The 26196-nt window shown below is 39.1% G+C and carries 23 protein-coding genes; 14 read left to right on the forward strand and 9 right to left on the reverse strand.

Going from position 1 to position 26196, the window contains the following annotated elements; genetic code table 11:
* Positions 1-151: 151 nt before the first annotated feature.
* A complete protein-coding gene (locus Q4534_RS11180; protein WP_303613260.1) occupies positions 152-760 on the reverse strand; it encodes a thiamine pyrophosphokinase in 609 nt (202 codons plus the stop codon).
* Between the two features lie 294 nt (positions 761-1054).
* Between Q4534_RS11180 and Q4534_RS11185 the strand changes: the two genes are divergently transcribed.
* From Q4534_RS11185 to Q4534_RS11195, 3 genes are read left to right on the forward strand one after another with little or no spacing between them, the layout of a single operon-like run.
* Positions 1055-1567 carry a 3-hydroxyanthranilate 3,4-dioxygenase gene (locus Q4534_RS11185; protein ID WP_303613261.1) on the forward strand — a complete coding sequence of 171 codons (513 nt, stop codon included), beginning with the start codon at positions 1055-1057 and terminating at the stop codon, positions 1565-1567.
* Positions 1568-1626: 59 nt separating this feature from the next.
* The gene (gene kynU, locus Q4534_RS11190) at positions 1627-2907 is read left to right on the forward strand and encodes a kynureninase (RefSeq protein WP_303613262.1); all 1281 of its coding nucleotides are present in this window, start codon (positions 1627-1629) and stop codon (positions 2905-2907) included.
* A gap of 25 nt (positions 2908-2932) precedes the next feature.
* Positions 2933-4285 carry an NAD(P)/FAD-dependent oxidoreductase gene (locus Q4534_RS11195; protein ID WP_303613263.1) on the forward strand — a complete coding sequence of 451 codons (1353 nt, stop codon included), beginning with the start codon at positions 2933-2935 and terminating at the stop codon, positions 4283-4285.
* 1 nt (position 4286) lies between these two features.
* Here Q4534_RS11195 and Q4534_RS11200 read toward each other — a convergent pair whose 3' ends face one another.
* Complete coding sequence (locus Q4534_RS11200; RefSeq protein ID WP_303613264.1) at positions 4287-5210, reverse strand: 1-aminocyclopropane-1-carboxylate deaminase/D-cysteine desulfhydrase; 924 nt, start codon at positions 5208-5210, stop codon at positions 4287-4289.
* Positions 5211-5262: 52 nt separating this feature from the next.
* Between Q4534_RS11200 and Q4534_RS11205 the strand changes: the two genes are divergently transcribed.
* The 7 genes from Q4534_RS11205 to Q4534_RS11235 all read left to right on the forward strand — a co-directional run bounded on the left by Q4534_RS11205 (position 5263) and on the right by Q4534_RS11235 (position 15751).
* Complete coding sequence (locus Q4534_RS11205) at positions 5263-6297, forward strand: RluA family pseudouridine synthase (RefSeq protein WP_303613265.1); 1035 nt, start codon at positions 5263-5265, stop codon at positions 6295-6297.
* A gap of 489 nt (positions 6298-6786) precedes the next feature.
* Complete coding sequence (locus Q4534_RS11210) at positions 6787-11121, forward strand: hypothetical protein (protein ID WP_303613266.1); 4335 nt, start codon at positions 6787-6789, stop codon at positions 11119-11121.
* Between the two features lie 88 nt (positions 11122-11209).
* Positions 11210-12238, forward strand: coding sequence for a phenylalanine--tRNA ligase subunit alpha (pheS, locus tag Q4534_RS11215; protein WP_303613267.1), 1029 nt, complete (start codon positions 11210-11212; stop codon positions 12236-12238).
* 106 nt (positions 12239-12344) lie between these two features.
* Positions 12345-13184 (forward strand): FkbM family methyltransferase, encoded by an 840-nt coding sequence (locus Q4534_RS11220; protein ID WP_303613268.1) that lies wholly within the window; start codon positions 12345-12347, stop codon positions 13182-13184.
* Positions 13184-13963 carry a glycosyltransferase family A protein gene (locus Q4534_RS11225; protein ID WP_303613269.1) on the forward strand — a complete coding sequence of 260 codons (780 nt, stop codon included), beginning with the start codon at positions 13184-13186 and terminating at the stop codon, positions 13961-13963. The genes Q4534_RS11220 and Q4534_RS11225 overlap by 1 nt, the downstream gene beginning before the upstream one ends.
* 375 nt (positions 13964-14338) lie before the next feature.
* A complete protein-coding gene (locus Q4534_RS11230) occupies positions 14339-14713 on the forward strand; it encodes a hypothetical protein (protein WP_303613270.1) in 375 nt (124 codons plus the stop codon).
* A gap of 474 nt (positions 14714-15187) precedes the next feature.
* Positions 15188-15751 (forward strand): DUF3244 domain-containing protein, encoded by a 564-nt coding sequence (locus tag Q4534_RS11235; RefSeq protein WP_303613271.1) that lies wholly within the window; start codon positions 15188-15190, stop codon positions 15749-15751.
* A gap of 103 nt (positions 15752-15854) precedes the next feature.
* Here the strand turns inward: Q4534_RS11235 and Q4534_RS11240 are convergent, their stop codons facing one another.
* From Q4534_RS11240 to Q4534_RS11250, 3 genes are all read right to left on the reverse strand, one after another.
* Positions 15855-16322 (reverse strand): TlpA family protein disulfide reductase, encoded by a 468-nt coding sequence (locus Q4534_RS11240; protein ID WP_303613272.1) that lies wholly within the window; start codon positions 16320-16322, stop codon positions 15855-15857.
* Positions 16323-16342: 20 nt separating this feature from the next.
* Positions 16343-17179 carry a sugar phosphate isomerase/epimerase gene (locus Q4534_RS11245; RefSeq protein WP_303613273.1) on the reverse strand — a complete coding sequence of 279 codons (837 nt, stop codon included), beginning with the start codon at positions 17177-17179 and terminating at the stop codon, positions 16343-16345.
* Between the two features lie 92 nt (positions 17180-17271).
* A complete protein-coding gene (locus tag Q4534_RS11250; RefSeq protein WP_303613274.1) occupies positions 17272-17634 on the reverse strand; it encodes a hypothetical protein in 363 nt (120 codons plus the stop codon).
* A gap of 217 nt (positions 17635-17851) precedes the next feature.
* On the opposite strand from Q4534_RS11250, the gene Q4534_RS11255 reads away from it, so the two are divergent.
* The 3 genes from Q4534_RS11255 to Q4534_RS11265 all read left to right on the forward strand — a co-directional run bounded on the left by Q4534_RS11255 (position 17852) and on the right by Q4534_RS11265 (position 22814).
* Complete coding sequence (locus tag Q4534_RS11255; RefSeq protein ID WP_303613275.1) at positions 17852-20323, forward strand: bifunctional UDP-N-acetylmuramoyl-tripeptide:D-alanyl-D-alanine ligase/alanine racemase; 2472 nt, start codon at positions 17852-17854, stop codon at positions 20321-20323.
* Positions 20324-20416: 93 nt separating this feature from the next.
* Entirely contained in the window at positions 20417-21097 is a 681-nt protein-coding gene (locus Q4534_RS11260) for a hypothetical protein (RefSeq protein ID WP_303613276.1), read from the forward strand.
* A gap of 7 nt (positions 21098-21104) precedes the next feature.
* Positions 21105-22814 (forward strand): capsule assembly Wzi family protein, encoded by a 1710-nt coding sequence (locus Q4534_RS11265; RefSeq protein WP_303613277.1) that lies wholly within the window; start codon positions 21105-21107, stop codon positions 22812-22814.
* A 4-nt stretch (positions 22815-22818) separates the two neighbouring features.
* Here Q4534_RS11265 and Q4534_RS11270 read toward each other — a convergent pair whose 3' ends face one another.
* The gene (locus Q4534_RS11270) at positions 22819-23646 is read right to left on the reverse strand and encodes a M28 family peptidase (RefSeq protein WP_368509153.1); all 828 of its coding nucleotides are present in this window, start codon (positions 23644-23646) and stop codon (positions 22819-22821) included.
* A gap of 143 nt (positions 23647-23789) precedes the next feature.
* On the opposite strand from Q4534_RS11270, the gene Q4534_RS11275 reads away from it, so the two are divergent.
* Positions 23790-24785 (forward strand): NTPase, encoded by a 996-nt coding sequence (locus tag Q4534_RS11275; protein ID WP_303613279.1) that lies wholly within the window; start codon positions 23790-23792, stop codon positions 24783-24785.
* A gap of 180 nt (positions 24786-24965) precedes the next feature.
* Here Q4534_RS11275 and Q4534_RS11280 read toward each other — a convergent pair whose 3' ends face one another.
* From Q4534_RS11280 to yjjX, 3 genes are all read right to left on the reverse strand, one after another.
* A complete protein-coding gene (locus tag Q4534_RS11280) occupies positions 24966-25226 on the reverse strand; it encodes a DUF6952 family protein (RefSeq protein ID WP_014019754.1) in 261 nt (86 codons plus the stop codon).
* Positions 25207-25521: a co-chaperone YbbN gene (locus Q4534_RS11285; RefSeq protein WP_303613280.1), complete on the reverse strand. Its 315-nt coding sequence runs from the start codon at positions 25519-25521 to the stop codon at positions 25207-25209. The genes Q4534_RS11280 and Q4534_RS11285 overlap by 20 nt, the downstream gene beginning before the upstream one ends.
* Positions 25522-25607: 86 nt before the next feature.
* Positions 25608-26177, reverse strand: coding sequence for an inosine/xanthosine triphosphatase (gene yjjX / locus Q4534_RS11290; protein WP_303613281.1), 570 nt, complete (start codon positions 26175-26177; stop codon positions 25608-25610).
* Positions 26178-26196 lie beyond the last annotated feature (19 nt).

A 26196-nucleotide genomic window follows, 5' to 3' on the forward strand; every position in this document is an offset into this window, starting at 1 on the left:
ACTAAATACCAGGATTGTATAATTGGGTTCGTAATCATTGGGTAGAAGGTCTATTGCATATTTAGGGTTAAAAAGCCTTTTGCTTTAGAGGCAGGAGAAACCTGAAATTTTGGCCATTCGTCTACAGCATATTTTTGGCTTGATTTCTCGACTATACCAAGGTGCCTATCCAAAACAAATCATTGCTACTAAAGGTATGAAAACCCTCTTCAAGCTCTAAAAAGGTAGTGTATTGGATGCGAAAAACATTGGAAGCAGATGCCGATTGATGTTCAATAAATTGTCCTTCAGCACCATGCACCTGTATGGGACCTTCGGGGAACCATTTTTTCATTTTTCCTTTCTTGGCCGGAAAATACCTTATTCCATTGTAAAAATATACTATGTCCAAATGTGATAGCTGAGGAAGCAACTCCCCTACACGCAAGGGATCAAAGTTCAGGATATTTACCGCATGATGCTCTTTTTCCCTAAGGTAATTGAGGCCGGCTTCTAAGAAGGCACCTTCAGCCGAAGTGATAAATATTACCGGATGCTGTTCTTCAAGCAAGGAAGGGTTGTCATTCTGGAATTCCTTTGTGGCAAGAATCCCATCAATTTTGATACCCAATGACATGATTTTTTGCACATTGTTTTGGGTAACCAAGACGGTAGGCACCCATTCGAGTAGGGAAGAAAGAGTTTCCGTATCTTCAATTTCTTCAAGCAACAGAAGCAAAGCCGGTTCTTGTTGTTCTTTTACAAAATGGTGTGAGGACATAAGGGCTTAAAAAAGGCTGAATTGGATCATTTTAGTAGGTCAAAGCAAACCAATCATTTACTTTTTCGGGCAAGTTACTGAATAGCAATGATAAAAAATTGGTAGGTCACCATTTATTCAAAACTCGGCATAAAACCTTTGTAAACAATCATTTTTACCATTTTGTTAATGCTAAGGTTTATATAGTTCATTAATAGGATATTTTTTATAATTTTGGCCGTTCGCCTTAGGCCTATAATTCATCTTCAGTATGATCAAGCAAGCCCAGGCATAATCATTAAAACTATTCAAATTATGGCCGTTTCCCAACCAATCAATTTCACCAAATGGATAGATGATCACCGCCATTTATTAAAACCTCCGGTGGGCAATCAACAAATGTACCTGGAAAATGACGACTTTATCGTCATGGTGGTAGGAGGTCCAAACGCCAGAAAGGATTACCACTACAACGAAGGTGAGGAGTTCTTTTACCAAGTTGAAGGTGATATTGTTCTTAAAATAGTAGACGATGGGGTAATGAAAGACATACCCATCAAAGAAGGGGAAGTGTTTCTACTGCCTCCCAGAGTGCCTCATAGCCCCAGAAGACCGGCCAATACAGTGGGTCTGGTGATAGAAAGGTATAGAAAACCGGGTGAAGAAGATGGTTTCCTTTGGTTTTGTGAAAACTGTGACAACAAACTTTACGAAGAATATGCCACCATCTCAGATATAGTAAACCAACTGCCTCCTATAATGGATCGTTTTTGGGCCAACCCCGAAAACACACGCTGTAAAAAATGCGGTACAGTAATGCAAAAATAGGCCGGGTATGATTTCTGGAACTTTGATTTAAAATAAATACACCATTTTCCCATCCAGATATGGATCAGATTGCATTTGAATTAACACCGGAATTTGCGCACAGAATGGATCAAGCTGATCCACTGTCCACTTTCCGGGAAAAATTTTATATTCCGGAACAAAATGGCCAACCACTGATCTATTTTTGTGGCAATTCTCTTGGTTTACAGCCCCGAACCGTCAATGCTTACTTGAAACAAGAATTGGAAAAATGGGCCGATAAAGGAGTGGACGGTCACTTTGAAGGCAAAGTACCCTGGGTCGATGCCAGAAAACCTTCTAAAAGTCTGCTTGGACCTTTAGTTGGAGCCAATCCGGAGGAGGTTGTAGCCATGAATAGCCTAAGTGTAAACCTCCACCTATTGATGGTGTCGTTTTATCAACCCAAAGGAAAAAAAATCAAGATCCTAACCGAAGCCGGGGCTTTTCCTTCTGATCAGTATATATTGGAGTCTCAGGTAAAATTTCATGGCTTGATTCCAGATGAAGCCATACTGGAATTGGCGCCAAGACCAAATGAACACCTGTTACGCACCGAAGACATTCTTCAAATTATAGAAAGCCATAAAGATGAATTGGCCTTGGTCATGCTTTCGGGACTTCAGTACTATACAGGACAGTTGTTTGATTTAAAAGCAATAAGTAAAGCAGCCAATCAACACAATATCCCTGTAGGCTTTGATCTTGCCCATGCCATAGGAAATGTTCCGCTCCAGCTTCATGACTGGGGAGTAGACTTCGCAACTTGGTGTAGCTACAAATACCTCAACTCAGGACCCGGTAATGTCGCGGGAATCTTCGTGCACGAAAAACACCGTGACAACCTCCTGCTGCCTAGATTTGCCGGCTGGTGGGGACATGATGAAAAAGAACGATTTAAAATGAATAAGGGCTTCAAGCATATGCCCGGAGCAGATGGCTGGTTATTAAGCAACGACAATGTACTGGGCTTAGCTGCCCACCAGGCTTCGCTGGAATTATTTGCCGAAGCCGGCTTAGAAAACTTAAGAAAAAAGAGTATTCAATTAACCGGTTATCTCGAATTTGCCATTCGTGAAACAATTAAAGACCCTGAATTGTTAGAAATTATAACTCCCTTAAGACCAACAGAAAGGGGATGCCAACTCTCTTTATTGATTCACAAAAAAGGCAAAAAAGTTTTTGATTTGTGGATTGATAACGGAGTGGTGGCGGATTGGAGAAATCCCAATGTCATCAGACTTGCACCCACCCCTATGTACAATAGCTTTCAGGATGTTTTTGAATTCAGTAAAATCCTCAAAAACTCATTGAATGAATAACCCCAAGAATTAAACCTGTTAAAAAATGAATGAGAAAATAGACCTATTGGGCGCGGGACTCATCGGATCCCTGCTCGCCATATACCTCAAAAAAAGAGGACTAGATGTTACTATCTATGAAAAACGTCAGGATTGGCGCAATTCAAATAAAACCGGAGAAGGCAGATCAATCAATATGGCTTTGAGTGACAGAGGCTGGAATGCCCTGGAAAAAGCAGGCTTGAAAGAAAAAGTTTTGCCCTATACCTTACCCTTGTCCGGCAGAAGAATCCATGATGAACATGGGAATACCTACTTTCAACCCTACGGAAAAGAGAATCAGGCCATTTATTCCATAAGCAGAAATGTATTTAACGAACTGCTAATGGATGAAGCTGAAGCACTGGGTACAAAGATTTATTTTAACCACAAAGTGGAAAATGTCAATGTCTCTAAGCGAGAAGTGGAATTTTGCCTTAAAGATGGCTCAGAAACACGGATGACTTCAGATGTGCTAATTGGTTCTGATGGTTCCTACTCTGCACTAAGAAATGCCTTCCAAAGCCAAGTAAGATTTAATTTTTACCAAAAATTTATCTCTCACGGCTATAAGGAATTACACATTCCACCTACTGCTGCCGGAGATTTTGCACTGGACCCCAATGCCCTTCATATTTGGCCAAGGGGAAAGTTCATGCTCATAGCTTTGCCTAATTTGGACAAGTCTTTTACCTGTACCCTGTTTTTGCCTTTTGAAGGTTATAAAGTTAGCTTTGAAAACATCTATGATGACAAGGATATCAATCTAATTTTTAAAACTTACTTCAATGACGCCTTTGATTTGATGCCTAATCTGTTGGCTGATTTCAAAAACAATCCTACTTCCGCCCTTATCAATACAGAGTGCTATCCATGGACTGAAAACAACGCCTTGCTCATAGGGGATGCGGCCCATGCCATGGTTCCTTTCTATGGACAAGGCATGAACTGTGGATTTGAAGATTGTTTTATTTTGGACAACCTTATCGAGAAATACGGTACTTCCTCTTGGGATTTGGTCTTCGAAAAATTTCAGAAAACAAGGAAACCGGATACCGATGCCATCTGCCAGCTGGCCATGGATAATTTCAAAGAGATGAGTGACAACATTGCTGATCCTAAATTTCTGATACGGAAAAAAATTGAAGCCAAACTGCATGAATTGTATCCCAAAGAATGGCAACCCCTGTACAGCATGGTAACTTTTTCTAATATGCGCTATTCGGAGGCTTATGCCATTGGTAAACTCCAGGAAAAAGTGATGGATGAGGTAATGAAGGACCCGGATGTCCCCAAAAACTGGAATGATTTAGACTATGCCGCCATAGTAGAAAAAGTGGAAACTTCCGGAGCGGTGTAGGTCAAAGCTTGATGCCGAGTCTTTGCTCAAATCCTCGGATACCTTGTAATCCTCCGGTATGCAGAACCAATATTTTACTTCCTTTAGGGAAATAATCTTTCTGAATCATGTCAAAAAGGCCAAATACCATCTTACCTGTATAGACAGGCTCAAGTGGTAGATTGGCCTTTGTTTTTATTTCCTGTATAAATGAAACCAAGTTTGGCTTGTGTTTAGCGTATCCTCCAAAGTGATAGGTTGTCTGAATTTTATACGCACATTTGGGCTGAATCCCATATTTGCGAAGCAACTGATCCACCTCAGAAATTATAAAATCACCTTTCAAAGAAGAAAATCCAATAAGCTTTTGATTGGGTCTGGCACTTGCCAAGAGCCCTGCAAATGTACCTCCGGTCCCAATAGGACAAGTAATAAAATCCATCGTCAAATCCTTGTCCTCCAAAATTTCTTGGGTTCCTTTTATGGCCAGGGCATTGGTTCCTCCCTCAGGAATCAAATAAAACGCTCCAAATTTATCTTCCAAGCTTTTTAGCAGGGAAGAACTGTCTTTTTGCCTGTATTCTTCCCTAGACATTGGGTGCAATTCCATCCCTTGATTCAGGGCATCTTCCAAGGTTGGATTAAGTGGAGTGATTAGTTCACCTCTAATGACTCCTATGGCCTTCAACCCATTTGCAGAAGCCGCCAATGCGGTAGCATGAATATGGTTGGAATAAGCCCCTCCAAAGGTCAATACTTGTGAAAGCCCCGATTTCTTCGCCGCTTCAAGGTTATAATGTAGTTTATAAAATTTGTTACCTTGAACATCTGGATGAAGTAAATCCAGTCTTTTAACAATTACTTCTAAGCCCTTTTCATTGATTAACGGGTCGTGAAGTTGCTGATATATGGCAGGTTTTAACGCAGTCAAAATAAATTTATCCAATGATTTTAAGTCAAAACTCTAATTGTTTTTGATCAAATCCTAATTTTGCACCATGACAGAGATCACGAATGAAGAATTACCGGAAGAGGAAAGTTTTTTCGATCACCATGAACTTACTGTAGATCCCGGACAAAATTCGATTAGAATAGACAAATTTATTACCGATAAACTGGCCTATGCTACTAGAAATAAGGTTCAGCAAAGCATTATTTCCGGAATAGTTAAAGTAAATGGGGAGGTAGTAAAAGCCAATTATAAAATCAAAGCAGGCGACCTGATTACCTTTGCCATGGAAAAAAGTCGCAAGGAAACAGAGGTGGTAGCGGAGGATCTTCCTTTAGACATCAGGTATGAAGATGACCACCTAATGGTAGTTTATAAACCTGCAGGTATGGTGGTGCATCCTGCACATGGGAACTGGACCGGCACCTTAGTCAATGCATTGGCATTCTATTTTAAAAATCTCCCGGAATTACCCGGGAATTCAGGACGGCCGGGTTTGGTACACAGGATAGACAAAGACACCAGTGGACTCTTGGTAATTGCTAAATCCGAAAGGGCCATGACTCATCTTGCCAAGCAGTTTTTTGATCATTCTATATCAAGAACCTATGTGGCCTTGGTCTGGGGAGAACCGGCAGATGATGAAGGAACAATCAATGTACCTATAGGTCGGGGAGTTAAGGACCGAAAAGTGATGCAGGCATATCCTGAAGGTGATGCGGGAAAGTCGGCCATCACTCACTGGAAAGTTATCAAAAGACTGCGGTATGTCAGCCTTTTAAGCTGTGAGCTAGAAACCGGGAGGACACACCAAATTCGAGCACATATGAAATACATCGGCCACCCGCTGTTTAATGATGCCATGTATGGAGGAGATCAAATTCGAAAAGGAACCCAATATTCAAAGTACAAATCTTACATTCAAAATTGTTTTCAGATACTTCCCAGGCAGGCACTACATGCCAAATCTTTGGGTTTTATTCACCCGATAAGTGGAGAAGAATTGTATTTTGAAGGGGAAATACCGGAGGACATGTTAACGGTCATCGAAAAGTGGGAAAATTATGTGAAATTTGAAAAATAGCCAATTATCGAATCCCTAAAACCGGCAATATAATAGGACCTATAATTTTCAATACCATTTAAATTAAGGTTATTTTTTACTGATATTATAATTTTTTAATATTTCTAATGATAATATTTTCTAAATCTCTACGATTTATTACATTTGCTATATCAAAATATAATTCGGTTTCCGCTCTGGAAAAGCGAAGTCATTTTTGATAAAGTTTTCAAACACTGTAGGGTGTTGAAATTGGCAGACATGCCCTCCTGTCTCGGGGGTGAGGAAACCGGTTTATCCGGCGTATTGGACAAAGCACACATCGAGCTCAATGTGTTGCCTAACAACCTCGTGGAGGTTCGAATCCTTCTCCTACAGCATTTATACCCAAGCCGGTGAATATATTCAAACATATATCCACCGGCTTTTTTATTTTTAGTAGCTCAAATTTTTCTTTTAGCGGTCTTTCTTAAACATTTTCCTCTTTATTTTGTATTCTTGATCTGAAAAATGAGTGGAGAAGAATTAGATATCAAAAAATCTGGAAGAAAAAGAAAGCGATTTCTGAAAATCATTTCAGTTCTCGCCTTTCTTGCTATCTCTACCCATTTCATTCTTTTTTTCGCAGCTGACTGGTTATTTAGAGAATATATACAGCAACAGGTAGAGAAAGTTTCAAAAGGCAAATACGCTGTAGACTTTGAAAGGGTGTACCTTTCCTTGTTTCAGCGTGGTCTTTTTGTCGAAAAGTTTCAACTTGTACCAACAGACCCCACAATTTTTGACGCCCTAAAAATCCCCTATTACAAAATTTCAGTAGATCAATTGGATATATTGGGCCTAAACTTCATAGGTGAAGATGGCAAGTTAACAGCTGATGAACTACGCTTGACAGCTCCCATGATCCAGGCCAAACAACAATTGGAACTTACTGAGAACAAAGAATTCAGCCCTCTAAAACAACTTGAATTCGAAATAAAGAAATCACTTAATGGTTCCTTAAAGGAGATTTTTATCAATGATTTTTACATCGATCAGGCCAATTTTTTAATAGAAAATTTCCTAAGTCAAAAATCCATTGCTGCCCAAAACACCAACCTATACCTCAAAAACATACATCTCATTGGGGGAGAGGAAGAGAATGTTCCTTTTGGCATCGAGGGCTTTCAATTGGATTTTGATGACTTTGAGGTTTCATTAGCAGATAGCGTTCATAAGGTCATGGCCGAAAAGGTAGCCGTATCTTCTCTGGACAAGCAAATATTGGCGAGCAAGGTAAGGGTTACCCCCAATTTGGAAAAAGCAGCCGACGTCTACTATGAAATATTTTTGGAAAAGCTAGCCTTGACAGATGCTGACATCATGGAGATGTTCCAAACGTCAAAAGTTGCCATTGGCGACCTCAATCTTAATGCACCGCATATCGTTTTGTATACGGACAGGAATGCGATGGATGAGGAAGCAAGAACCACAGACATGTACGACCTGGTGGAAGATTTACTGGAGTCGATCACCATAAAAGCTTTGACCATTGACGATGGAGAGTTCTTGCAAAGGGGCGTTCATAACCCCAATAAGAACCGAATTGAAGCAGATGAAATCCAATTTTCTTTGGAAGAAGTATACCTGGGACAAGACGAGGAGCTTAAAAAAGATAATTTTTTATATGCTAGAAATGCAACATTAGAAATTGATCGGGCAAGAATAGCCTTGGCAGACGGGGTGCATTGGATTTCAGGACACAATATTTACCTGTCTACTTTAGATGACAAGGTTAAGATCAATGAAATAGAACTTAATCCGGAAGTGGATGAAGACAGCCTTGCGGAAGCTTCCCTTTTTGAAATAAAAGTACCACTGCTGGAATTTGCCAATGCAAATCTGAGAAAAGTCTACAATGAAAACATCATTGACATAGGGGAGTTGCTAATAAATGCACCGGATGTAGTGATCAAAGACATCCTTGGCAATGCTACTGCAGAAAGCAAGCCCTCCCAAATGAATGACCTACAGCAATTAACCAAAGGTTTTTTTAAAGCTGTATATGTCCAGAAATTAGAAGTGGAAAATGGTAGCCTTGTACTAGACAATCACCTCAGAGTAAGGCAAGACAGCTTGGCTTTTGGGAAAATAAACTTTCTGCTAGAGAATTTTCAGCTGGATGATAAATACATGTCAGATACTTCTTTGAGGATTTTTCTGGCCGACAACCTTAGGCTTGAGATTGAAGACTATGCCCTTAAGTTGTCAGATAACCTGCATCTTTTTGTAGCAGACAAAATATTAATTGATACCAAAAAGGATCTATTGCATGTGGATGGGTTTAAACTTAAACCCTTCTCCCCTGAAGCCGTACTTCCCTTGCTGGATAAATATGGCAGAACAACCGTTTTGGATATCGAGATACCGGAATTTTCTGCTACCGGAGTGGATATCAACCAAGCTTATTTTCAAAACAAGTTATTTATCAATCATATTGACATCCCCAGCCCAATCATCCATTGGACAAAATACATCCCCAAAGAAAATGACAAGCAAGAAAAACTAAAACGTGGAGATGTATTGGATTTGATAACCAGCTATTTCAAAGTTATCAGTATTGACTCTTTGAGCACCGAAAATGGTACTTTCAACTATGAAAACTTTGCCAATGAACAGTTCAGGTCCTTCGCCGAGAATAACATCTCAGTAAAAATCAGGAATTTTTACCTGGACGAAAAGATAAACCCTGCAGCTAACAGGACCTTGTTTTCAGATGAAGTAGATGTCAACCTTAACAATTATCTATTCAACTTGGCCAATGGAAAATACAGCATTGTGGCCGGCCGAATCGGCTTCAATTCTGCGCGGGAAGAAATCAATACCTTCGATGTTAAGTTAATGCCCAATAAAGACCTCGAATCAAAGGTCAGTATTGAGGCGAGTTTTCCCGATTTAAGCTTTAGTGGAGTAGACCTGGAAGCCTTTTTGTTTGACAACACCTTGGCATTGACCAAACTTCGGTTTTCAGATGCTGAAGTGAATTTGTCCATCAACCGGGCCTTTAACAAAGAAGAAGACAAGCCAAATGAGGAAAAAAAGAAAAGTAGAAACCTTCCAAAAACCATTGATGTAATCAAAATAGATTCCATTTTGGCCACCAATGGTTCTTTTAATGTGGCGAATTACCAGAATGGAAATGATTTACAATTGATCAATACCGGAATCAACATAGCCATAGCAGACTTTCTGCTTGATTCTACCAGGTTATCGAATGGAGACATTGCCAGCTTCTTTTCGACCATGGCTTTGGATGTAGACAATTTTTCTCTGGCACTTAAGGACAGTGTTCATACAGTCACTTTTTCAAAAATTCAACTTGACTCTCGGAAGGAAGAAATATTGATAGAGAATGTGAATGTGGTGCCTAAAGAAGCCCCTGAAAATCTGCAAGGCCCAATAATTAAAGCACATATTCCCCAGATCAGCATCAATACCCGCTCCCTTACAAGTTTTCAAAAAACCGGAGAGCTTGATGTATCCCTTTTGCGATTAACAGATCCTGAGGTAAACCTCTACCTAAGCAAAAATGAACCCCCTATTGAATTACCTAATGGGCAGGGAAAGGAAGTGAGCCGCAAAATATTGGAAAGTATCCTGATCAGGAATTTCAAACTCAATGGTGGAAGTTTTGCCCTAATAGACAAGTCAGACACCATCCCTAATAGGGCCTTTAAAAACCTAAGGCTTATTCTCAGTGACCTGAATTTTGACTTTACACAAAAACAACAATTCAATTCTGACTTCTTTTTCAATGAAGATTTCCGTTTTGAGTTCAAGGACTATGAACTGAATTTACCGGACAGCTTGAATAAAGTAAGCATTGGTAAATTAATGGTTTCTAAGGACAAATTGATCCTTAATGAAGTTCGGTTTTTACCTAGGGTAGGGCGGTTTGCCTATGCACGGGCAGTAGGAAAGCAAACGGATGTAATGGAATTGTATGTGCCAAAAATCATTATAGAAGGCTTAAACCTAAAACGGTTTATTGCTGAAGAGAAGATTGAAGCCCTTAGCATGACCTTGGAAATGCCACAGTTGGAAGTTTTTAGAGACAAAAGAATTGAAGAGGACACCACAGTGGTCAAGATGATGCCTCAGCAGTTGATGGAGCTATCCAAGCAGATCATCGAGTTGGACACCTTAATTGTAAAAGAGGGCATGCTTACTTATACAGAGTTTCCAATCAAAGGAATGGTCCCGGGTGAGATTACTTTTGATCAGTTCAATGCCAAAATGTACCCTTTTAGATTGGGGGAATTTGGAGAAGACAGGAAAAATCCCGAGGTGGAAGCCGATTTTAGAATCAACAAGGTGGCTCCGATAAAGGCAAAAGTTCAAATGGAATTTGAAGACCCTTACCCTATTACAGTGGAGGCAGAGGTAGGTGCTTTTGACCTTCCTTCCATCAACTCCATATTGGCTACCAATGCTTTTATTACGGTAAAAAGAGGCAAGGTAAGGGAGGGAAAATGGCATTTTGTGGTGGATAAAAATGAAGCAATCGGGGAGATGACCTTAAAATACAACAAGCTTAAAGTGCAGCTTTTGGATGAGCGTACCTTAAAAGATGCCGGAGGAAGAAAAGGAATTTTAACTTTTGTCATCAATGCTTTGGCTTTAAGAAAAAACAATCCAAGGCCTATTTTTAACCGACTGGTAAGCTCTCCAATCTATGTGGAAAGGATTCCTTATAAATTTGTTTTCAATTATATGTGGAAGGCTACTTTTTCAGGATTAATGGGCAGTTCAGGATTAATGCAACCCAAAATTCCCAAGAAAGAAGAGGAAGAAGATAGCTTATAGTAGAAAGAATCCTTTTTAGCTCTTTTAAAAGATAGGTGGCCTCAAAAAATTATTTTAGATTTGTGGTCTTACAAAGATGAATTTCCACATGCATAGTGAAAAAATAAACCAGATTAAAGCTGAATTAGCAGCAGCCAAAGCCGATTCTGCAGAAGAACTAGAAGCTTTCAGAATGAGGTTTATAAGTAAAAAGAGCATTATAGGTGCCCTTTTTGCTGAAATGAGGAATATACCGAATGATCAGAAAAAAGCATTTGGCCAGGAAGTCAATGAAGTAAAAAACCTGGCTGAAGAAAAATTTAAGGAATTGATCGCCCAATCTGAAAGTGGTAGCCAACAGAAAAGAGTGCTCGATCAGGACCTCACCTTGCCACCCACGGCTTGGCCTGTTGGAGGAATTCATCCATTAACAGCCGTAAGGCAAAGAATTGTAACCATTTTTGAAAGAATAGGCTTCAACCTTTCTGAGGGACCTGAAATTGAGGACGACTGGCACAATTTCACAGCATTAAACTTCCCGGAAAACCATCCGGCACGTGAAATGCAGGATACGTTTTTTATTGAAAAAAACCCCGACATCGCATTGCGGACCCATACCTCTTCTGTTCAAGTTAGGGTGATGGAAAATGAAGAACCTCCTATCCGGACCCTGTCACCAGGCCGTGTATTTAGAAATGAGGCAATTTCTGCCAGAGCGCACTGTATATTTCATCAGGTGGAAGGTTTGTATGTGGATGAAAATGTCAGTTTCTCGGATTTGAAGCAGACTTTATATCATTTCGCAAAAGAGATGTTTGGGAAACATACACAGGTAAGGTTCAGGCCTTCCTATTTCCCTTTTACGGAACCAAGTGCAGAAATCGATATTTCTTGTCAACTCTGCGGGGGTAAAGGTTGCAATATTTGTAAAGGCAGTGGTTGGGTAGAAATTGGAGGTTCCGGTATGGTAGACCCCAATGTGCTTAAAAACTGTGGAATTGACCCTGAAAAATATACCGGATTTGCTTTTGGTATGGGCATAGAGCGAATTGCCATGTTGAAGTATCAAATCAATGACCTTAGGCTATTCACCGAAAATGACATTAGGTTTTTAAATCAGTTTAGAGGATTATTATAACTTATCGCAAATCCTTAAACAAAGGACAAATAGGATATTAGTGAAAATTTAACATCATAAAATTTTCTGAATTTGTAAAGCACCCAAATTTTAATAACTTTGATTGATGCACAAAAATCATTCACTAATATCCTTAAAGCGAAAACTACAGCAGCAATACAAGTCTTTACGGTTCAACTTAAGTGCCTCTAATAATCTTGCTTTCATTGGGTTTTACAAATACTTTTATAATCCGAAGGAGGGAAGCCTAAGTGATTTTCTGAACCTATACTCCCAATCTAAAAAAAATAACTTTACGGTTATTCAGATCGGTGCCAATGATGGTATTACACATGATCCCATTCATAAGTTTATAAAAAGAGACAATTGGAAGGGTGTTTTGCTAGAACCTCAACCGGGAGTATACCATCAATATCTTAAAAAAATTTATGTAAAAAATAAGGGAATCAATACCCTATGTGCCGCCATAGGGGAAAAAGACGGTTGCCAACCCATCTATAAAATTGGATTCTCAGACATGAGATGGGCAACAGGGCTTACCTCTTTTTCAAAGGAAAAAGTCCTCAAAGCATTTGAGGATGGAATAGTTGCCTCAAACTGTAAAAAATTTGGAATTGCAATACCCAAAGACAAAAGCCAATGGGTAAGCTCTGAAGATGTTAGGGTAATCTCACCAAAAACACTATTGGATAAATATTCCCTTTCAAAGATAGACCTTTTGCAAATTGATGCGGAGGGTTACGACTTAGAGGTTATCCGCATCTTTGACATTCCCAAAACTCAACCTGAAGCCATCATTTTTGAAAACGTTGGTCTCAATAACAGCGATTACAATTCCTGCTTAAGAATTTTAAGAGAAAACCACTATAGCATCAGAAAGTTTGGCCCAAATACACTGGCACTTAAAGAACCCATTGACGATATGTTCCAAAAATTCTTTCATTGATGACTAAAGCACTGGTATCCATTGTGATTCCCTGTTATAATCAGGGCAAATATCTTGAAGAAACGGTTCAATCTGTTTTGGCTTCCTCTTATAAACCCTTAGAAATTATTATTGTAAATGATGGATCGAAGGACAATTCCTTGACAATTGCCCATCAACTGGCAGAAAAACATAGCGAAATAAAGGTGATAGACCAAGAAAATGGGGGAGTTGCCAAAGCCAGAAATAAGGGGATAAGGGCGGCTAAGGGAAGCTATATCCTACCCTTGGATGGAGATGATCTTATCTCACCCGATTACCTGGAAAAAAGTGTGGAAACATTGAGTAGCAGTCCCAATGTAAAAGTTGTTTATTGCCAAGCTGTCAAATTCAATGAAAGCGGCCAAAAACCCTGGAAGTTAAAACCCTTTAGTCGTAATCAACTGGCCAGAGACAATATGATCTTTGTCGCTGCTTTGTTCCGGAAGTCAGATTTTCTTGAAATTGGCGGTTTTTCTGAGGACATGAGCATGGGACGTGAAGATTGGGAGTTCTGGATCAAAATGCTAAAAAACGGAGGGGACGTCATCCAACTCCCATTTATAGGTTTTTACTATCGATTGACACCCACAAGTAAACGCAAGAAAACAGGCACCAATCAAAAGAAGAGAGAAAGGATTGCTTACCTAAATGCCCATCATAGGTCTTTCTTTGAACAAGAATTAAATGGTCCCCTTAGGTTTCAGCGCACCTGGTCAAAACCCTACAATACCCTTTTAAAATGGTTGGGGAAACTATAGGATATCTTAATTATTAGACCAAAATATAGAGGCTACCTCTATTAAAAGCCTTCCCTTATGAATGGCCTAAACTGGGATTGAGTAATAGGATTTCCGTTGTTTCCTGGAATTGTTGCAATCATAGGGTAATCAGGCCGGTTGGAGATTTTAGGATAGCGATACTATGGTTAAATATCCAATCACCAGCAAAGTACACCAATTCCCCATTTGAATAGCAGCATGCGCAAATAAACGACATTCATAAAAGATAATTTGTAATAACGACATCAAATCACCGCAAAAAGTACATGCTATTAAAGAGACCATTAAAACTTACTGTTATTTTTGGATTCAAGAGAAATAATATTAAATTAAGGTGACTTTGAACCCAAACCCATGAAAGAAAAAATCAATTTTACCCTCCACAGCATAAGCCTAATCCTTATTTTAGGGCTCCTTGCTTGGTATTTTATAGGTACCGGAATTACTGCAGCTACTGCGTTTACCTATATGATCATGGTTTTAATCGTTGTTGAAATTACCAGTTTGGCCTTGATCAGCAGTACTTATCCGGAAAGCCATACCTCATTTAAAATTGGAATCATTGCAGCCTTATTTATCCTTTTTGGTATTAAAACAATGATGCCCTCTTTTTTCATTCCAATTTCCGTAACCCTGATTACCATTAATTTTCTCTATAACTTTTATAGCAACAATAAACGGAGAAAGGGTGCTTTTAAGCGAAGGAAGAACAAAACTGCTCGTTTCTAATATTTCTTCTTTCTACTTTCATTTAAAAAATGGTAGGGCTGCAATGGCTAAAAGTAAACAAGCATCTTTTATAGCTGATTCTAGTGCCTGCCGAAACCTGATTTCACTCTTTTCAACTTACTTTGGCTTAAAACCATTGATCGTTTTCAAAACAACTACTGTTCGAAACCGATCAGTAAAATCAATATATTACCCACATTATCAACTACTTATATTTTTAAATAATTTTTTTTTTACACTATTTTTTAAAAGTTCAATACAAGCTTTTATGGTAAAATAATGAACGGTGCTTTAACAAAGAACCGTACGATTGTCCGCTTTTGATACAACTTATCCTAATCTACCTGATTTTTTAAGGTTGCATAGGCATTTAAATAAGTTGCTATTGGGTTAAAGGAAGGACTGCTTTCTTCGATTTGGTACGTGCTTGGCAATAATCGAGAAAACAACAAAACCTCTAAACTACACAATATCATGAAAGCATTAGCAACAATAATTCTCGTATTTGGAATGTCCTATTCAAGTTTTGCATGGGATAAAAGCCTAAAGGAAGTTTCCTCCGTAGAAACACAAGAACAAAGGTTTATCATTAAATTAGCTGACTCCATAGGAAAAGTCCGAATCAGCATTTATGATAAGAATAATATAATCATAAGCAGGAACTTTTTCACAGTGGAAGGTCCTCAAAATATTCCTTTCAATTTAAGCAGTGTCCCTGAGGGACAGTACAGAGTAAAGCTTGAAACCAAAGAGGATGCAAGAAGCTTTGAAATAAACAGCTTTAAAAAAGCAGAAAAGAAACTGATGGCTTATGCCAAACCTATCGATGAGAAAAGCTTCAATCTTAAGGTACTAGGCCTAACAGATCCGGGCACAGAAGTCACTATTTTTAGAACAGATCACAAGGTGCTTTTGAAAGACAAAATTCAAGAAGAAGGTGGCTTTTCGAAAAATTATAAACTTAAGTTTTTAGAACTTCACCAGATATATGTAAAAGTAGAAAATGAAGGAAAAAAGAAATTCTTGTATTTCGATTGAAAAAAATAAGTGCAATAAAAAGCAAAAGCCTTCCCATACACAGGAAGGCTTTTGCACTACAGCTATAATGCTACAATACCGGCTAGCTCCATCATTTTGGTATTTATCGATAGGCTGCAATTAGCTCCTTGAATTTCTTTTCACTCATAAGGCCTGTATGAAAATGCTTGGTGCCATCAGCAGCAACAAACAAAGTAGCCGGAATGGCTCCTGACCAATCTTTCTCCAATTGCCTCTTCCAGTTTTTTTGTTCTTTTTCACTGAGCAACCAAACCGGTGATATTATCTCCAATTTTTCAATAAAAGCCTCTACCCGCTCCGGTTTTCTATCGTCGTCTATGGACACAAATACCAGCTTGGTGTTTTCCATATTTTTTACAGCAGCTTCAAAGTAGGGCATTTCCTTGATGCAAGGTGCACACCATGTGGCCCAGAAATTATAGATCCTCAATTCATCTGACTTCGTCTCAATTTTATTTTTAAAATCATTATAGTCCAAAGTAAGCATGGGCTCTGGGTTATTGAAGCCTAGCCCTATGATGATTAACAATACTTTAATATTTATGAACATAAAATTCTACTTTTTTTAAATCAATTGTTTAAAGCCTGGTTGATATAATAAACGGACTGTGGAATTTGGGCCACCGACTTTGAAGACTCATCCTCAATTATCAAAAATTGAGTGCCTCCTTTTTTCGCTTGCAAAATAATATTTTTAATGTCAATATCGCCTTTTCCAAGCACCACATTCGATTCTACATCGCCTGTCCCATCGCTACTTCCCGGGGTTCCCTTCTTTCTGTCTTTTAAATGTAACAATGGGAATTTGTCAGGATGCGCTTTCAAAATTGCCAAAGGGTCTCCTCCACCCATTTTTACCCAAAACACATCCATTTCAAACTTAAAATCTGTGGCATTGTCCAGCATATAGTCAAAAAGTGTTCCCTCGCCCTGGGGCTTAAATTCATAGCCATGTGGGTGATAGCAAAATGTTAATCCCTCTTCTTTTGCCCTTTTGCCAAATTCATTAAAAAGCTCAGTCGCTTCTTTTGCTTTTTCAAGGTCAAATTCTCCATTATGTGTAATCCAAAAAGTTACTATGTACTTGGCACCAAAATCTTTGGCCTTTTTTATTACTGCTTCAGGATCATTGATCAGCTCATCATAGGCCCCACCCACGCTTATCATTTGAAGGTTATATTTTTCCAGGAGGGCTTTGTATTTTTTATCACTCATTTCATAGGTACTTCCCCCCTCAATATAACGGATGCCCCATTGCTGGATAAGTTCATGATTCCTTTCAACATCCAATTTCATTTGCTCCCTTAAACTATAAAGTTGTAGTCCAATCTCTTGAGCTTTAGAAGTCATTACAAGTGAAAGAGCGGCAAATATGCCAACGAGCAGTAGTAAGTTTAAGTTTTTCATGGGGTTTATCATTATAAACTAAAATAATAAAATCCCCGCAGACATACAAAAAAATAAAAAATTAAGGCAGTAGATTAAGAGAAAGTCTCCAATCAATCCTCTTTAAAAGTATCTAATACATACAGAAATATATTAAGAGAAAGTGTAGAAGTTTCCTCATTTGCAGTGTTATTTTTCACGCCATCCGCCTTCTTTTCTTGGAATAAAATTTCTTTTGATTGAGAGGATTTTTGAATCAATTCATTATCGTATCCAATGAAGCGGTTTTTATTATTTTCCGAATTTTCTCCTTGAATTATTTCAGTCTTCTTCAAAGTCGCTTTTTGTTGCACATAATTGTAAACGTTACCGTCTTCTTTTTGTGAAAAAGTTTCTCCGGATAAAAAGCAGAAAAATAAGGCCCCAAGAATAAAAGGCTTACTGGAAAGAATCCGAATATTATTTTGACAAATCATGATTTTGTTCGTAAAAGGGCGAAGAAAGACTTCAATTAACTGTTTATAAATCAATAATAAACAATTATTTATTCTTATACAAATGAAAAACAAGGCCTTAAGCCAGTCCTATAAAGCCTTGTTAAAGAATTTTATTATTTGTACTAAACAATCTTAGCTAAAAATTTAAGTTCTAAATTTGTTGAATTTCCAATTGCTTAACCCAGCCGAAAAGACAATGCAAACGATCAATTTCTCTCAATTCGCTTCAAACAATGGCAGCCAATTTATCCATGGCAGTCCTGATGACAGCATTCTTTTTGCGGTAATTGATTCCAGAAAAATTCACGCCGGAAAAGAAACCCTTTTTATTGCACTGCAGGGATCGAGACATGCCGGGTGGGAATTTGCACAAGATGCTTATACCAAAGGTGTGCGAAACTTCGTCTTGCCCAATCACTGTCCTAGCCCTCTCTTAAAAAAGCTGAAGAATGCCAATATCCTGCTTTCTACTGCTCCCCTTAAAGAATTACAACAACTGGCAAAAATCAACCGAGAAGCCTTTGCTGGAGCTGTTATTGGAATTACCGGAAGCAATGGGAAGACCATAGTTAAGGAATGGTTGGCCCAGGTATTGTCAGCCAAATATAATTTATGGAAAAGCCCCAAAAGTTACAATAGTCAAATTGGCGTAGCACTTTCAGCGTTGGGAATAAATCCTCAACACCAACTTGCCATACTTGAAGCGGGGATTTCTGCTCCCAATGAGATGAAGGCATTAAGGGAGATCATTCAGCCACAACTAGGCATTTTTACCAATATTGGAAGTGCCCATGACGAGAATTTTAAGGATACAGCATCAAAGATCATTGAAAAGTGCAGGCTTTTTAAGGAGGTCAAATTCTTGGTCTACAATAAGGATCAGGAGTTGGTAAATAACCACTTAACTTCAACTTTTGACCCTTCTGTACTCATTAGTTGGTCTGACAAGCCCGGTGCTGATTATGTCCTGTCGGTTAAGTCTCATAGGAATGGCACCAAGATTTACATGATGGGCAAAGACCTGCAAACTTTTACATTTTATACTTCATTCAGAGACAAGGCCTCTCTAGAAAACCTGAGGCATGTAATCACCGCTGCCCTTAGTCTGGGGATGGAACCTGCTATGATTCAGCAAGGACTGGAACTGCTACATGCTGTTGACATGAGGCTTACCCTAAAGTCCGGTCTAAACGGCTGCAAACTGATTGATGACAGTTATAACAATGACCTTGCAGGACTGGAATTGGCCTTAGAGTTTATGAGCCAACAAGTCACTACAAGTGGCCGAAAGATGCTTATTCTATCAGAAATTCAACAAGATGGAGATGTGGCTACCACTTTTAAAAAAATAGCCTGGCTGCTAGGCCAGTATGAGATAGACCTCTTTATTGGTGTTGGAAAAGGGTTTGAAGAATCCAAGGCCTTGTTTCCTTGTGAAAGCAGGTGCTATGACGATACCAACTCACTCTTAGATGGCCTGGAAACCTTGTCCCTTGCCAATGACTTGGTCCTCATCAAAGGGGCTAGGGTTTATAAATTTGAGCGCATCGTCCAAAAACTAGAAGCCCTCGCCCATGAAACCATTTTAGAAATCAACTTAAATGCGCTCCGCCACAATTTTATGCATTACCGCCAAAAAATTAAAGCAGGAACCAAGATCATGGTGATGGTTAAGGCTTTTGCTTATGGAGGAGGAGCAGCTGAAATCGCTAACTACTTACAAGAAATTGGGGCTGATTACTTGTCTGTAGCCTATACTGATGAAGGAATTTTCCTTAGAAACAATGGCATCAGCCTACCAATCATGGTAATGAACCCTGGAAGTTTTCATATGGATTTGCTTCAAACGCATGCTTTGGAGCCGGTAGTTTATAACCTACAACAGCTTAGGTCCTTGTCTGCCAGCATAGGAGATTATTCCGGAGAACTTCCTGTTCATTTGGAATTTGATACCGGTATGCGAAGACTAGGAATGACAGAAGAGGACCTTGATGAAGCCATTGCTATTCTACAAGAAGCTAAAAAAATAAAAGTCGCCGGGATTTTCACCCATTTGGCCGGAGCTGATGAAGCCATCCATAAAGATTACACCCTAACCCAGCTTGCTTCTTTTGGAAAATGGAGTAAAAAATTAATGGATAGTACCGGTTGCCGACCTTTGAGGCATTGCCTCAATTCAGCAGGTATCATACGTTATCCGGAATATGCCCATGATATGGTAAGATTAGGGATTGGCTTATATGGCATAGAAGTCAATCAAATGGAACAAAATAAATTAGAACCGGCCATGGTCCTGAAAACAGTGGTGTCTCAGGTAAAAACACTTGCCAAAGGAGAAACGATTGGCTATGGAAGAGTTGGGCAAATGAAAACAGAAGGCGAAGTGGCAACATTGGCCATAGGTTATGCAGATGGCTATGACAGGAGGTTTAGCAATGGAAATGCTGAGGTTTTAATTAAAGGTAAATTGGTGCCTATCATTGGCAATGTTTGCATGGACATGTGTATGGCTGATGTTACCGGTTTAAATGTATGTGTGGGAGATGAGGCCATACTCTTCGGTGAGCAACCTACTATCATAGACCTTGCCGGTAAAATAGGGACCATACCTTATGAATTGCTCACAGGGATTGGCCCAAGAGTAAAGCGACAGTACGTTCTTGACTAAGACCTTATCCAAATTCAGCATAATTTGGCCTGAAATTGGATAATATTTTGTTACTTTGTCTTTAATTTTGGAGCCTTTTGTACCCATTACTTAATGAAGGATAACTCATTGACATTTAACTTTTCGGTTTTTCGAAAACAAGCCTTAGGATTCATTGTTTTAATTGCGGCATGTTGTTTTTCATGTGAAGACATTCTCCGGGAAGAGATGATGGTATACAACAACGATTTCTCTAAAGCTGACCTTGCAAATTTTGAAAATGGAAAATTATTCATCTTTGAAGGGGATACGGTACTAGGATACTACCATGATGATGAAGTTCGCTTAAGGCTGGATAATTTACCGGCTCACAATACCATTAAAATAACTTTGGAGATTCTGCTCCACGATAGCTGGGATGGCAATCCGGACAATGTCGGAGGCCCCGATTATTGGTATTTAAAACTGGATGATCAATCCATTGTACGTACCACTTTTTCGAATTCTCTATGCGAATCTACCTTTTGTTTATACCAGTCCTATCCTGACAATTACCCAAGATTCAATGACCCAAAAACAGGAGCCCTACGTACGGATTTGCCAGGAAGATGCCAGTATATTAATGTAGAGGGCTGGACAAGTCTTTATCGGATCACCAAGTTAATTAACCATACAGACGGGCAATTGTCAATTGCAATAGGAGACGAACTGAAGCAGGAAAACACCCCTGAGCCCGTATGTGACGAAAGTTGGTCTGTAGCGAGTATTCAAGTGAGCACCTTGACCATAAATTGATGCCGGAATGAGTAAAAGATCTTCTTTATTTGCACCTATTTTTCTTTGGGCAGCTTTAATTTGTTTGACACCAATTTCAAAAGTTTTGGCCCAAAGTATTGGGCTCCATTACCCGGTCTATGACGATTATATGCGCAGGCAACAACTCCTTGGCAACCTGTCTGGGGAGAGTAGTTTTATGATTCGCCCGTTATTGCCAAAACAAGTTTTCAATACAACAGGAGCATTTAATTTTGAGCAGAACAGCAAGGTTAAGGAACAAAACATGTCCGGCTTAGCAAGTTTTGATGAAGTAAAGTTCATGACACTCCCCGTGATGATCAAATCCAGGCACAATAGTAATCTTCCATTTGGGATCAACGATGGGGAAATGATTCCAAACAAGGGCCTACAACTGAATACCAGCTTAGGCATCTATTTTGAATACGGTCCCTTGACCTTACAATTGCAGCCGGAGATTTTGCATGCAGCAAATTCAGATTTTACAGCTTTTCCATTGGAACACTGGGGAAGCACTTGGCTCCAATATTTTGAATGGGTCAATACCTCAGATATACCGGAAAGATTTGATGGAGGGCCAATCACCCGCCTTTCATTAGGCCAGTCCAGCTTGCGTTTTAATTTCAAAGAATACTCTATAGGTATCTCCAACGAAAACCTATGGTGGGGCCCCGGCAGAAGGGCCTCACTATTGATGAGTAACAATGCCCCGGGATTTTTGCACTTCACATTCAATACCCGAAAACCGGTAAAGACCGTAATAGGTAGTTTTGAAGGGCAGCTTATTGCCGGGCAGTTAAGATCTTCAGGAGTAGATCCTGTCAACTCCTATTACACCTACACCAGTACGCCACTGTATGTCCCCAAAAGAGCAGATGATGACTGGCGTTATTTATCCGGCTTGACCATAAGCTATCAACCCAAGTGGCTTCCCGGTTTGTTTTTAGGTTTTAGCAGTGTTTCTCAGATGTATCACACAGACATGGATCAATTCGCCGATTACCTTCCGGTTTTTAATGGTGAAAAAGGTCCTGAGAGCATTACCAAACCCAATGTAGACCAAAGAAATCAACTCAGCTCCGGTCAATTCCGATGGATAAACCCCAATGGCCATTTTGAGTTTTACGGGGAATATGGAAGCAATGGCAATAGTAGAACCCTGCATGACTTTTTGATAAACCCCGATAAAAACAGGGCTTTTACTTTTGGCTTTACCAATTTAACCAGCCTAAAGAAAAAAGATGAATTCTTTCAATTAGGAATGGAAATGACCCAAACAGGGCAGTCCGTGAGAGAGGAAATCCTAAGCAGAAACAGTTGGTACACCCACCCTTATGTAAGGCATGGCTATACACATAAGGGCCAAGTATTGGGATTTGGATACGGACCGGGAAGTAATGTCTTTTCCATTGACATGGCATGGGTAAAAAACTTTAACCGAATCGGTATTGAGTTTGAATACATCAATTATAACAATGATTTTTATTACAAACGCTTTGAAGCCATCAAAGACCTTCGCAGAAAATATGTGGACTTAGCACCTGCTATCGTAGGAGAATGGAGATTTGATAAATTACTTGTTTCAGCTAATTTTAAATATGTACGCTCATTGAATTATAAGTGGTACTTAGAAAATGATCCGGACGATTACTTTATTCCGGGTTTGGATAAAGATAATTTTGTTGGAAATTTAAGCTTCTCCTATATAATCGATTGATTGCTTATTCCATGGCAGCATCAATTTCTAAAATACTATTTAAGATAAGTTCACAGGCTTGCCTATAAAATGTTTGATCTATGTTCTCAAAGGTATCTGTGGGTTTATGATAATCTTTATGATCGGCCACACCAAAATAAATAAAAGGTATCCCTTCTTTATGAAAAGGACCATGGTCTGAAGCATTGGTCCAGTCAAGCTCTCCTTTGGCTCCATCATTTCCGAATACCAGTTGAATGGCTGATCGCTCTCCGGATTTTTCAAGATAAGGCTTAAACTGAGGATAAAATCGAGTACCCACTGCATACAAGGTATTGTCTTCACTTCGGCTAATCATGTCCATATTCACCACCAATTGGATCTGATTCAAAGGAAATGGGAAGTCTTTTAGTAAAGCTTTAGCACCCAACAGCCCTTCCTCCTCTGCGTCCGTTGCGGCAAATAGAATGGATTGTAAAGGACGGTTTTTCTTAAAATAGGCCGCCATATTTAACAAAGCAGCTGTACCTGATGCATTGTCATCTGCTCCATTGTAAATGTCCTTTCCTTTTGTGCCCAAATGGTCATAGTGAGCCATGATTAAAATTATCTTAGAAGAAGCAGACCCGGGTACAAAGCCAATGATATTTTCTCCAGTTCCTAATTGCTCCAATCTTTTATTCAAAGAAAACGATTGGGTATATTCCGGAAATTGACTACTTAGGTCCAAGTCTTTAAACCTTTCAATAATATAGTTTGCTGCTTTTTTATTGCCTTCACTTGTAGCTGATCTTCCCTCCAATTGGTCAGAGGAAAGGAATTGGATATCTTCTAACAAGACCCGGGTATCCATTTTTTGAGCCTGGGAATGGAAGGCTAAGCAACAAAAAAGTAATAAAATAAAGGAGGTAATCGTTTTCATAACGAAAGTTTTTACAATGGCTTGTGTATATTCGTGAAAATACTAAACTTTCAGATGTGGAATTGATTTTGTTTATGAAATATATTTCTTTGACGGTGCTGGTAAGTTTTTTTTCATTGGTAAGTCTGGCCCAACCAACGCCTGTTGAGCAATTTTTAGATGGAAAATCGGTAGTACTTGTTTCTGCTGCCCCTGCCGAAACAGCTCCTATCACCTGGAAGGATTTGGTGGAAGAAGTTCATCCTGCCCTTGTAGAGGCGGGTGGAGATCCCGTTGCGTATTTTGATCTTGAAGAAGTCATCCTATCTGAGGGCATTAAAAACACCTATGCCAGTCATTTTATTACCCGACAGATCAGAAATATTATATTGCTAATCAGAAAAACGGATGGTCGATTATTTTGCCATATATATCCCTTTTCAGGCAATAGAAATATTATTTCCCCTGGAAACAATTGGTCCAGCAATGCTACCAGTTTGGAAGATCTAAAAGAACAAATTCAATCCATTGGCCTGAACAAAAGAAGTGAAAACTTTCTGGTAATTGAAGTTCCAGAATATCCTTCCATTCCGGGGTTAGAAAACAATTCACTTGGAAATAACTTCATACAAGCACCTCCTTTAAACTTAGATGTCTTTAAACTGGGTATCCTACTTACAGGGGCTGCGGGAAATGAAGATTTTCTCAATACTTTCCGACAAGATATTTACGGAAAGGACCCCAAGCAGGTGGAAGCAGAACAGCTTGCGCAAAAAGAAGGCCTTGAACAGATATTTAATGCTGAATATCCCTTTGAAACCGAATTCCTGACTACCGCTAAGTCCAATCAAGAACTCATCAATGAAAAGGTCCAGTTTATCCTTATGAAACAGGAAGGTCGAGAGGCTGACCTTATGAGAAGTATGGGGGTACCTTTGGATCAAGGTGAAAATCCTGACAAGATAGTGGTCAAGTATTACATTCGTTTCTTGGTAAGAAATGAATTGTATATTGGTGAAAAATGGGATGCTTCTCCCGACTGGAAAGTGGCCTTAAGAAACTTCTTGGAACAAATAACATCGGAAAATTAAATCCAATCAAACAATTTGGAATGGTTTTCCTTCCTAAGGGCTTTCTTATATACCTGGCTAGCTTGCTTTGAGCGCCAGCCAAAAAAAAGAGGTAGATCCATAGGACCTACCTCCACACTTCGATATAGCAGATTTTTTATTTAGGGTGATAAACAACTTTTCTACTTCCCAAAGTGGAATTTATTTATCAATGGAACCCATTACTCTTTTAAGAAAAGCATTCATGGCTTCCTTCTTATCCATTCCTTCCTCCTTAATCATTTTCTGAACTTCCAGCGTGCCATATAAATTGGATAGTAATTCGCCCATCACATCCAACTCTTCGTCTTTCAGCGTGCTGATTTCTGTCATTGACTCCAAGAGTTCTATGGTTTCAACTACCCAGTCTTCATCGTTCTCTTCAATGAAACCCAGAACGTGTTTAATTATTGGCAACCTCATCGATCAATGTTTTTAAAGCTTCTTCTTTATTTGTTTGAATTTGATTTTTTAGGGATCCCCCTTCAAAAACCGCAAAAGTAGGCAAGTTATTTACTTCAGCAAGTTTTCTGGATTCAGGTAATTTCTCTGCATCAACGTACAAAAATGTGAGTCCTTCATAAGCTTTACTTAGCCTTTTCATTTTCGGCTTCATAATCCTGCAGTTGCCACACCAAGTAGCTCCGAATTGAACAACTACTTTATCATTGTCTTTAATTACTTGTCCTAAATTATCTGATTCTAATTCTTGTAGCATAATTCTTTTGGTTTAATTGAAGAACAAAGGTAATTACTATTAATATTAAAATCCAATTGAAAATATCTATGAGTCATGTCAGCTTTTTAATACAGCTCTTTTTGAATAAAGGGTATAAGGGCCAGCGACAAGGCCTGTTGGTAATAGTTGGATCTGCTGATGGCACCTTTGGTTAAAATACCTACAGCTCCACCTGATTCTTTGGAATTGTTTTTATTGAATAATTTGTCATCAGCTTCACCCAATTCCATTCCATCACTGACCATTTTATTCAATGCTTCGGGCAGAAAAAATGTAGCGGTTTTGGCTTTTCCTATCTTGCCTTCGCCATCCATGATAACCATCCAGGCAAATGAAACCATTTGTTCGCCCACATGGTCTACACCACCTTCTATGCCCACCCAGAAATCTGCTTCTGGGAAAGCATTTTTAGAGGCGTAGGCTCTATTGTAAGCCCCTGTATAGGTTTCTACATCACCCTTGGGCTGGTCACTAACTTTAGAATCCACATTCAATCCCTGAACAATGAAACTATCATCAAATATACTTGAAAATGCATTCTCGGTGCATTTAACTTTTACAGGATTTTTACTTCCGACGATTACTAACTTCTGCCTTTTCTGCTCCTGTAAATTTCTTCTTTTAGGGAATGCCATTATATGAATTAAAATTGCT

The organism is Cyclobacterium sp. 1_MG-2023 (genome assembly GCF_030546805.1).
In the GTDB taxonomy this organism is placed as follows: Bacteria; Bacteroidota; Bacteroidia; order Cytophagales; family Cyclobacteriaceae; genus Cyclobacterium.

Excerpts from the sequence above, each read along its gene's own strand:
- Q4534_RS11270 (WP_368509153.1), bottom strand. The coding sequence starts at position 23,646 with ATGGATACCCGGGTCTTGTTAGAAGATATCCAATTCCTTTCCTCTGAC.
- yjjX (WP_303613281.1), bottom strand. The coding sequence starts at position 26,177 with ATGGCATTCCCTAAAAGAAGAAATTTACAGGAGCAGAAAAGGCAGAAG.
- Q4534_RS11185 (WP_303613261.1), top strand. The coding sequence starts at position 1,055 with ATGGCCGTTTCCCAACCAATCAATTTCACCAAATGGATAGATGATCAC.
- Q4534_RS11195 (WP_303613263.1), top strand. The coding sequence starts at position 2,933 with ATGAATGAGAAAATAGACCTATTGGGCGCGGGACTCATCGGATCCCTG.
- Q4534_RS11205 (WP_303613265.1), top strand. The coding sequence starts at position 5,263 with ATGACAGAGATCACGAATGAAGAATTACCGGAAGAGGAAAGTTTTTTC.
- Q4534_RS11210 (WP_303613266.1), top strand. The coding sequence starts at position 6,787 with ATGAGTGGAGAAGAATTAGATATCAAAAAATCTGGAAGAAAAAGAAAG.
- Q4534_RS11180 (WP_303613260.1), bottom strand. The coding sequence starts at position 760 with ATGTCCTCACACCATTTTGTAAAAGAACAACAAGAACCGGCTTTGCTT.
- Q4534_RS11260 (WP_303613276.1), top strand. The coding sequence starts at position 20,417 with ATGAAGGATAACTCATTGACATTTAACTTTTCGGTTTTTCGAAAACAA.
- Q4534_RS11245 (WP_303613273.1), bottom strand. The coding sequence starts at position 17,179 with ATGAAAAACTTAAACTTACTACTGCTCGTTGGCATATTTGCCGCTCTT.
- Q4534_RS11280 (WP_014019754.1), bottom strand. The coding sequence starts at position 25,226 with ATGAGGTTGCCAATAATTAAACACGTTCTGGGTTTCATTGAAGAGAAC.
- Q4534_RS11265 (WP_303613277.1), top strand. The coding sequence starts at position 21,105 with ATGAGTAAAAGATCTTCTTTATTTGCACCTATTTTTCTTTGGGCAGCT.
- kynU (WP_303613262.1), top strand. The coding sequence starts at position 1,627 with ATGGATCAGATTGCATTTGAATTAACACCGGAATTTGCGCACAGAATG.
- pheS (WP_303613267.1), top strand. The coding sequence starts at position 11,210 with ATGCATAGTGAAAAAATAAACCAGATTAAAGCTGAATTAGCAGCAGCC.
- Q4534_RS11240 (WP_303613272.1), bottom strand. The coding sequence starts at position 16,322 with ATGTTCATAAATATTAAAGTATTGTTAATCATCATAGGGCTAGGCTTC.
- Q4534_RS11230 (WP_303613270.1), top strand. The coding sequence starts at position 14,339 with ATGAAAGAAAAAATCAATTTTACCCTCCACAGCATAAGCCTAATCCTT.
- Q4534_RS11275 (WP_303613279.1), top strand. The coding sequence starts at position 23,790 with ATGAAATATATTTCTTTGACGGTGCTGGTAAGTTTTTTTTCATTGGTA.
- Q4534_RS11255 (WP_303613275.1), top strand. The coding sequence starts at position 17,852 with ATGCAAACGATCAATTTCTCTCAATTCGCTTCAAACAATGGCAGCCAA.
- Q4534_RS11250 (WP_303613274.1), bottom strand. The coding sequence starts at position 17,634 with ATGATTTGTCAAAATAATATTCGGATTCTTTCCAGTAAGCCTTTTATT.
- Q4534_RS11220 (WP_303613268.1), top strand. The coding sequence starts at position 12,345 with ATGCACAAAAATCATTCACTAATATCCTTAAAGCGAAAACTACAGCAG.
- Q4534_RS11235 (WP_303613271.1), top strand. The coding sequence starts at position 15,188 with ATGAAAGCATTAGCAACAATAATTCTCGTATTTGGAATGTCCTATTCA.
- Q4534_RS11225 (WP_303613269.1), top strand. The coding sequence starts at position 13,184 with ATGACTAAAGCACTGGTATCCATTGTGATTCCCTGTTATAATCAGGGC.
- Q4534_RS11285 (WP_303613280.1), bottom strand. The coding sequence starts at position 25,521 with ATGCTACAAGAATTAGAATCAGATAATTTAGGACAAGTAATTAAAGAC.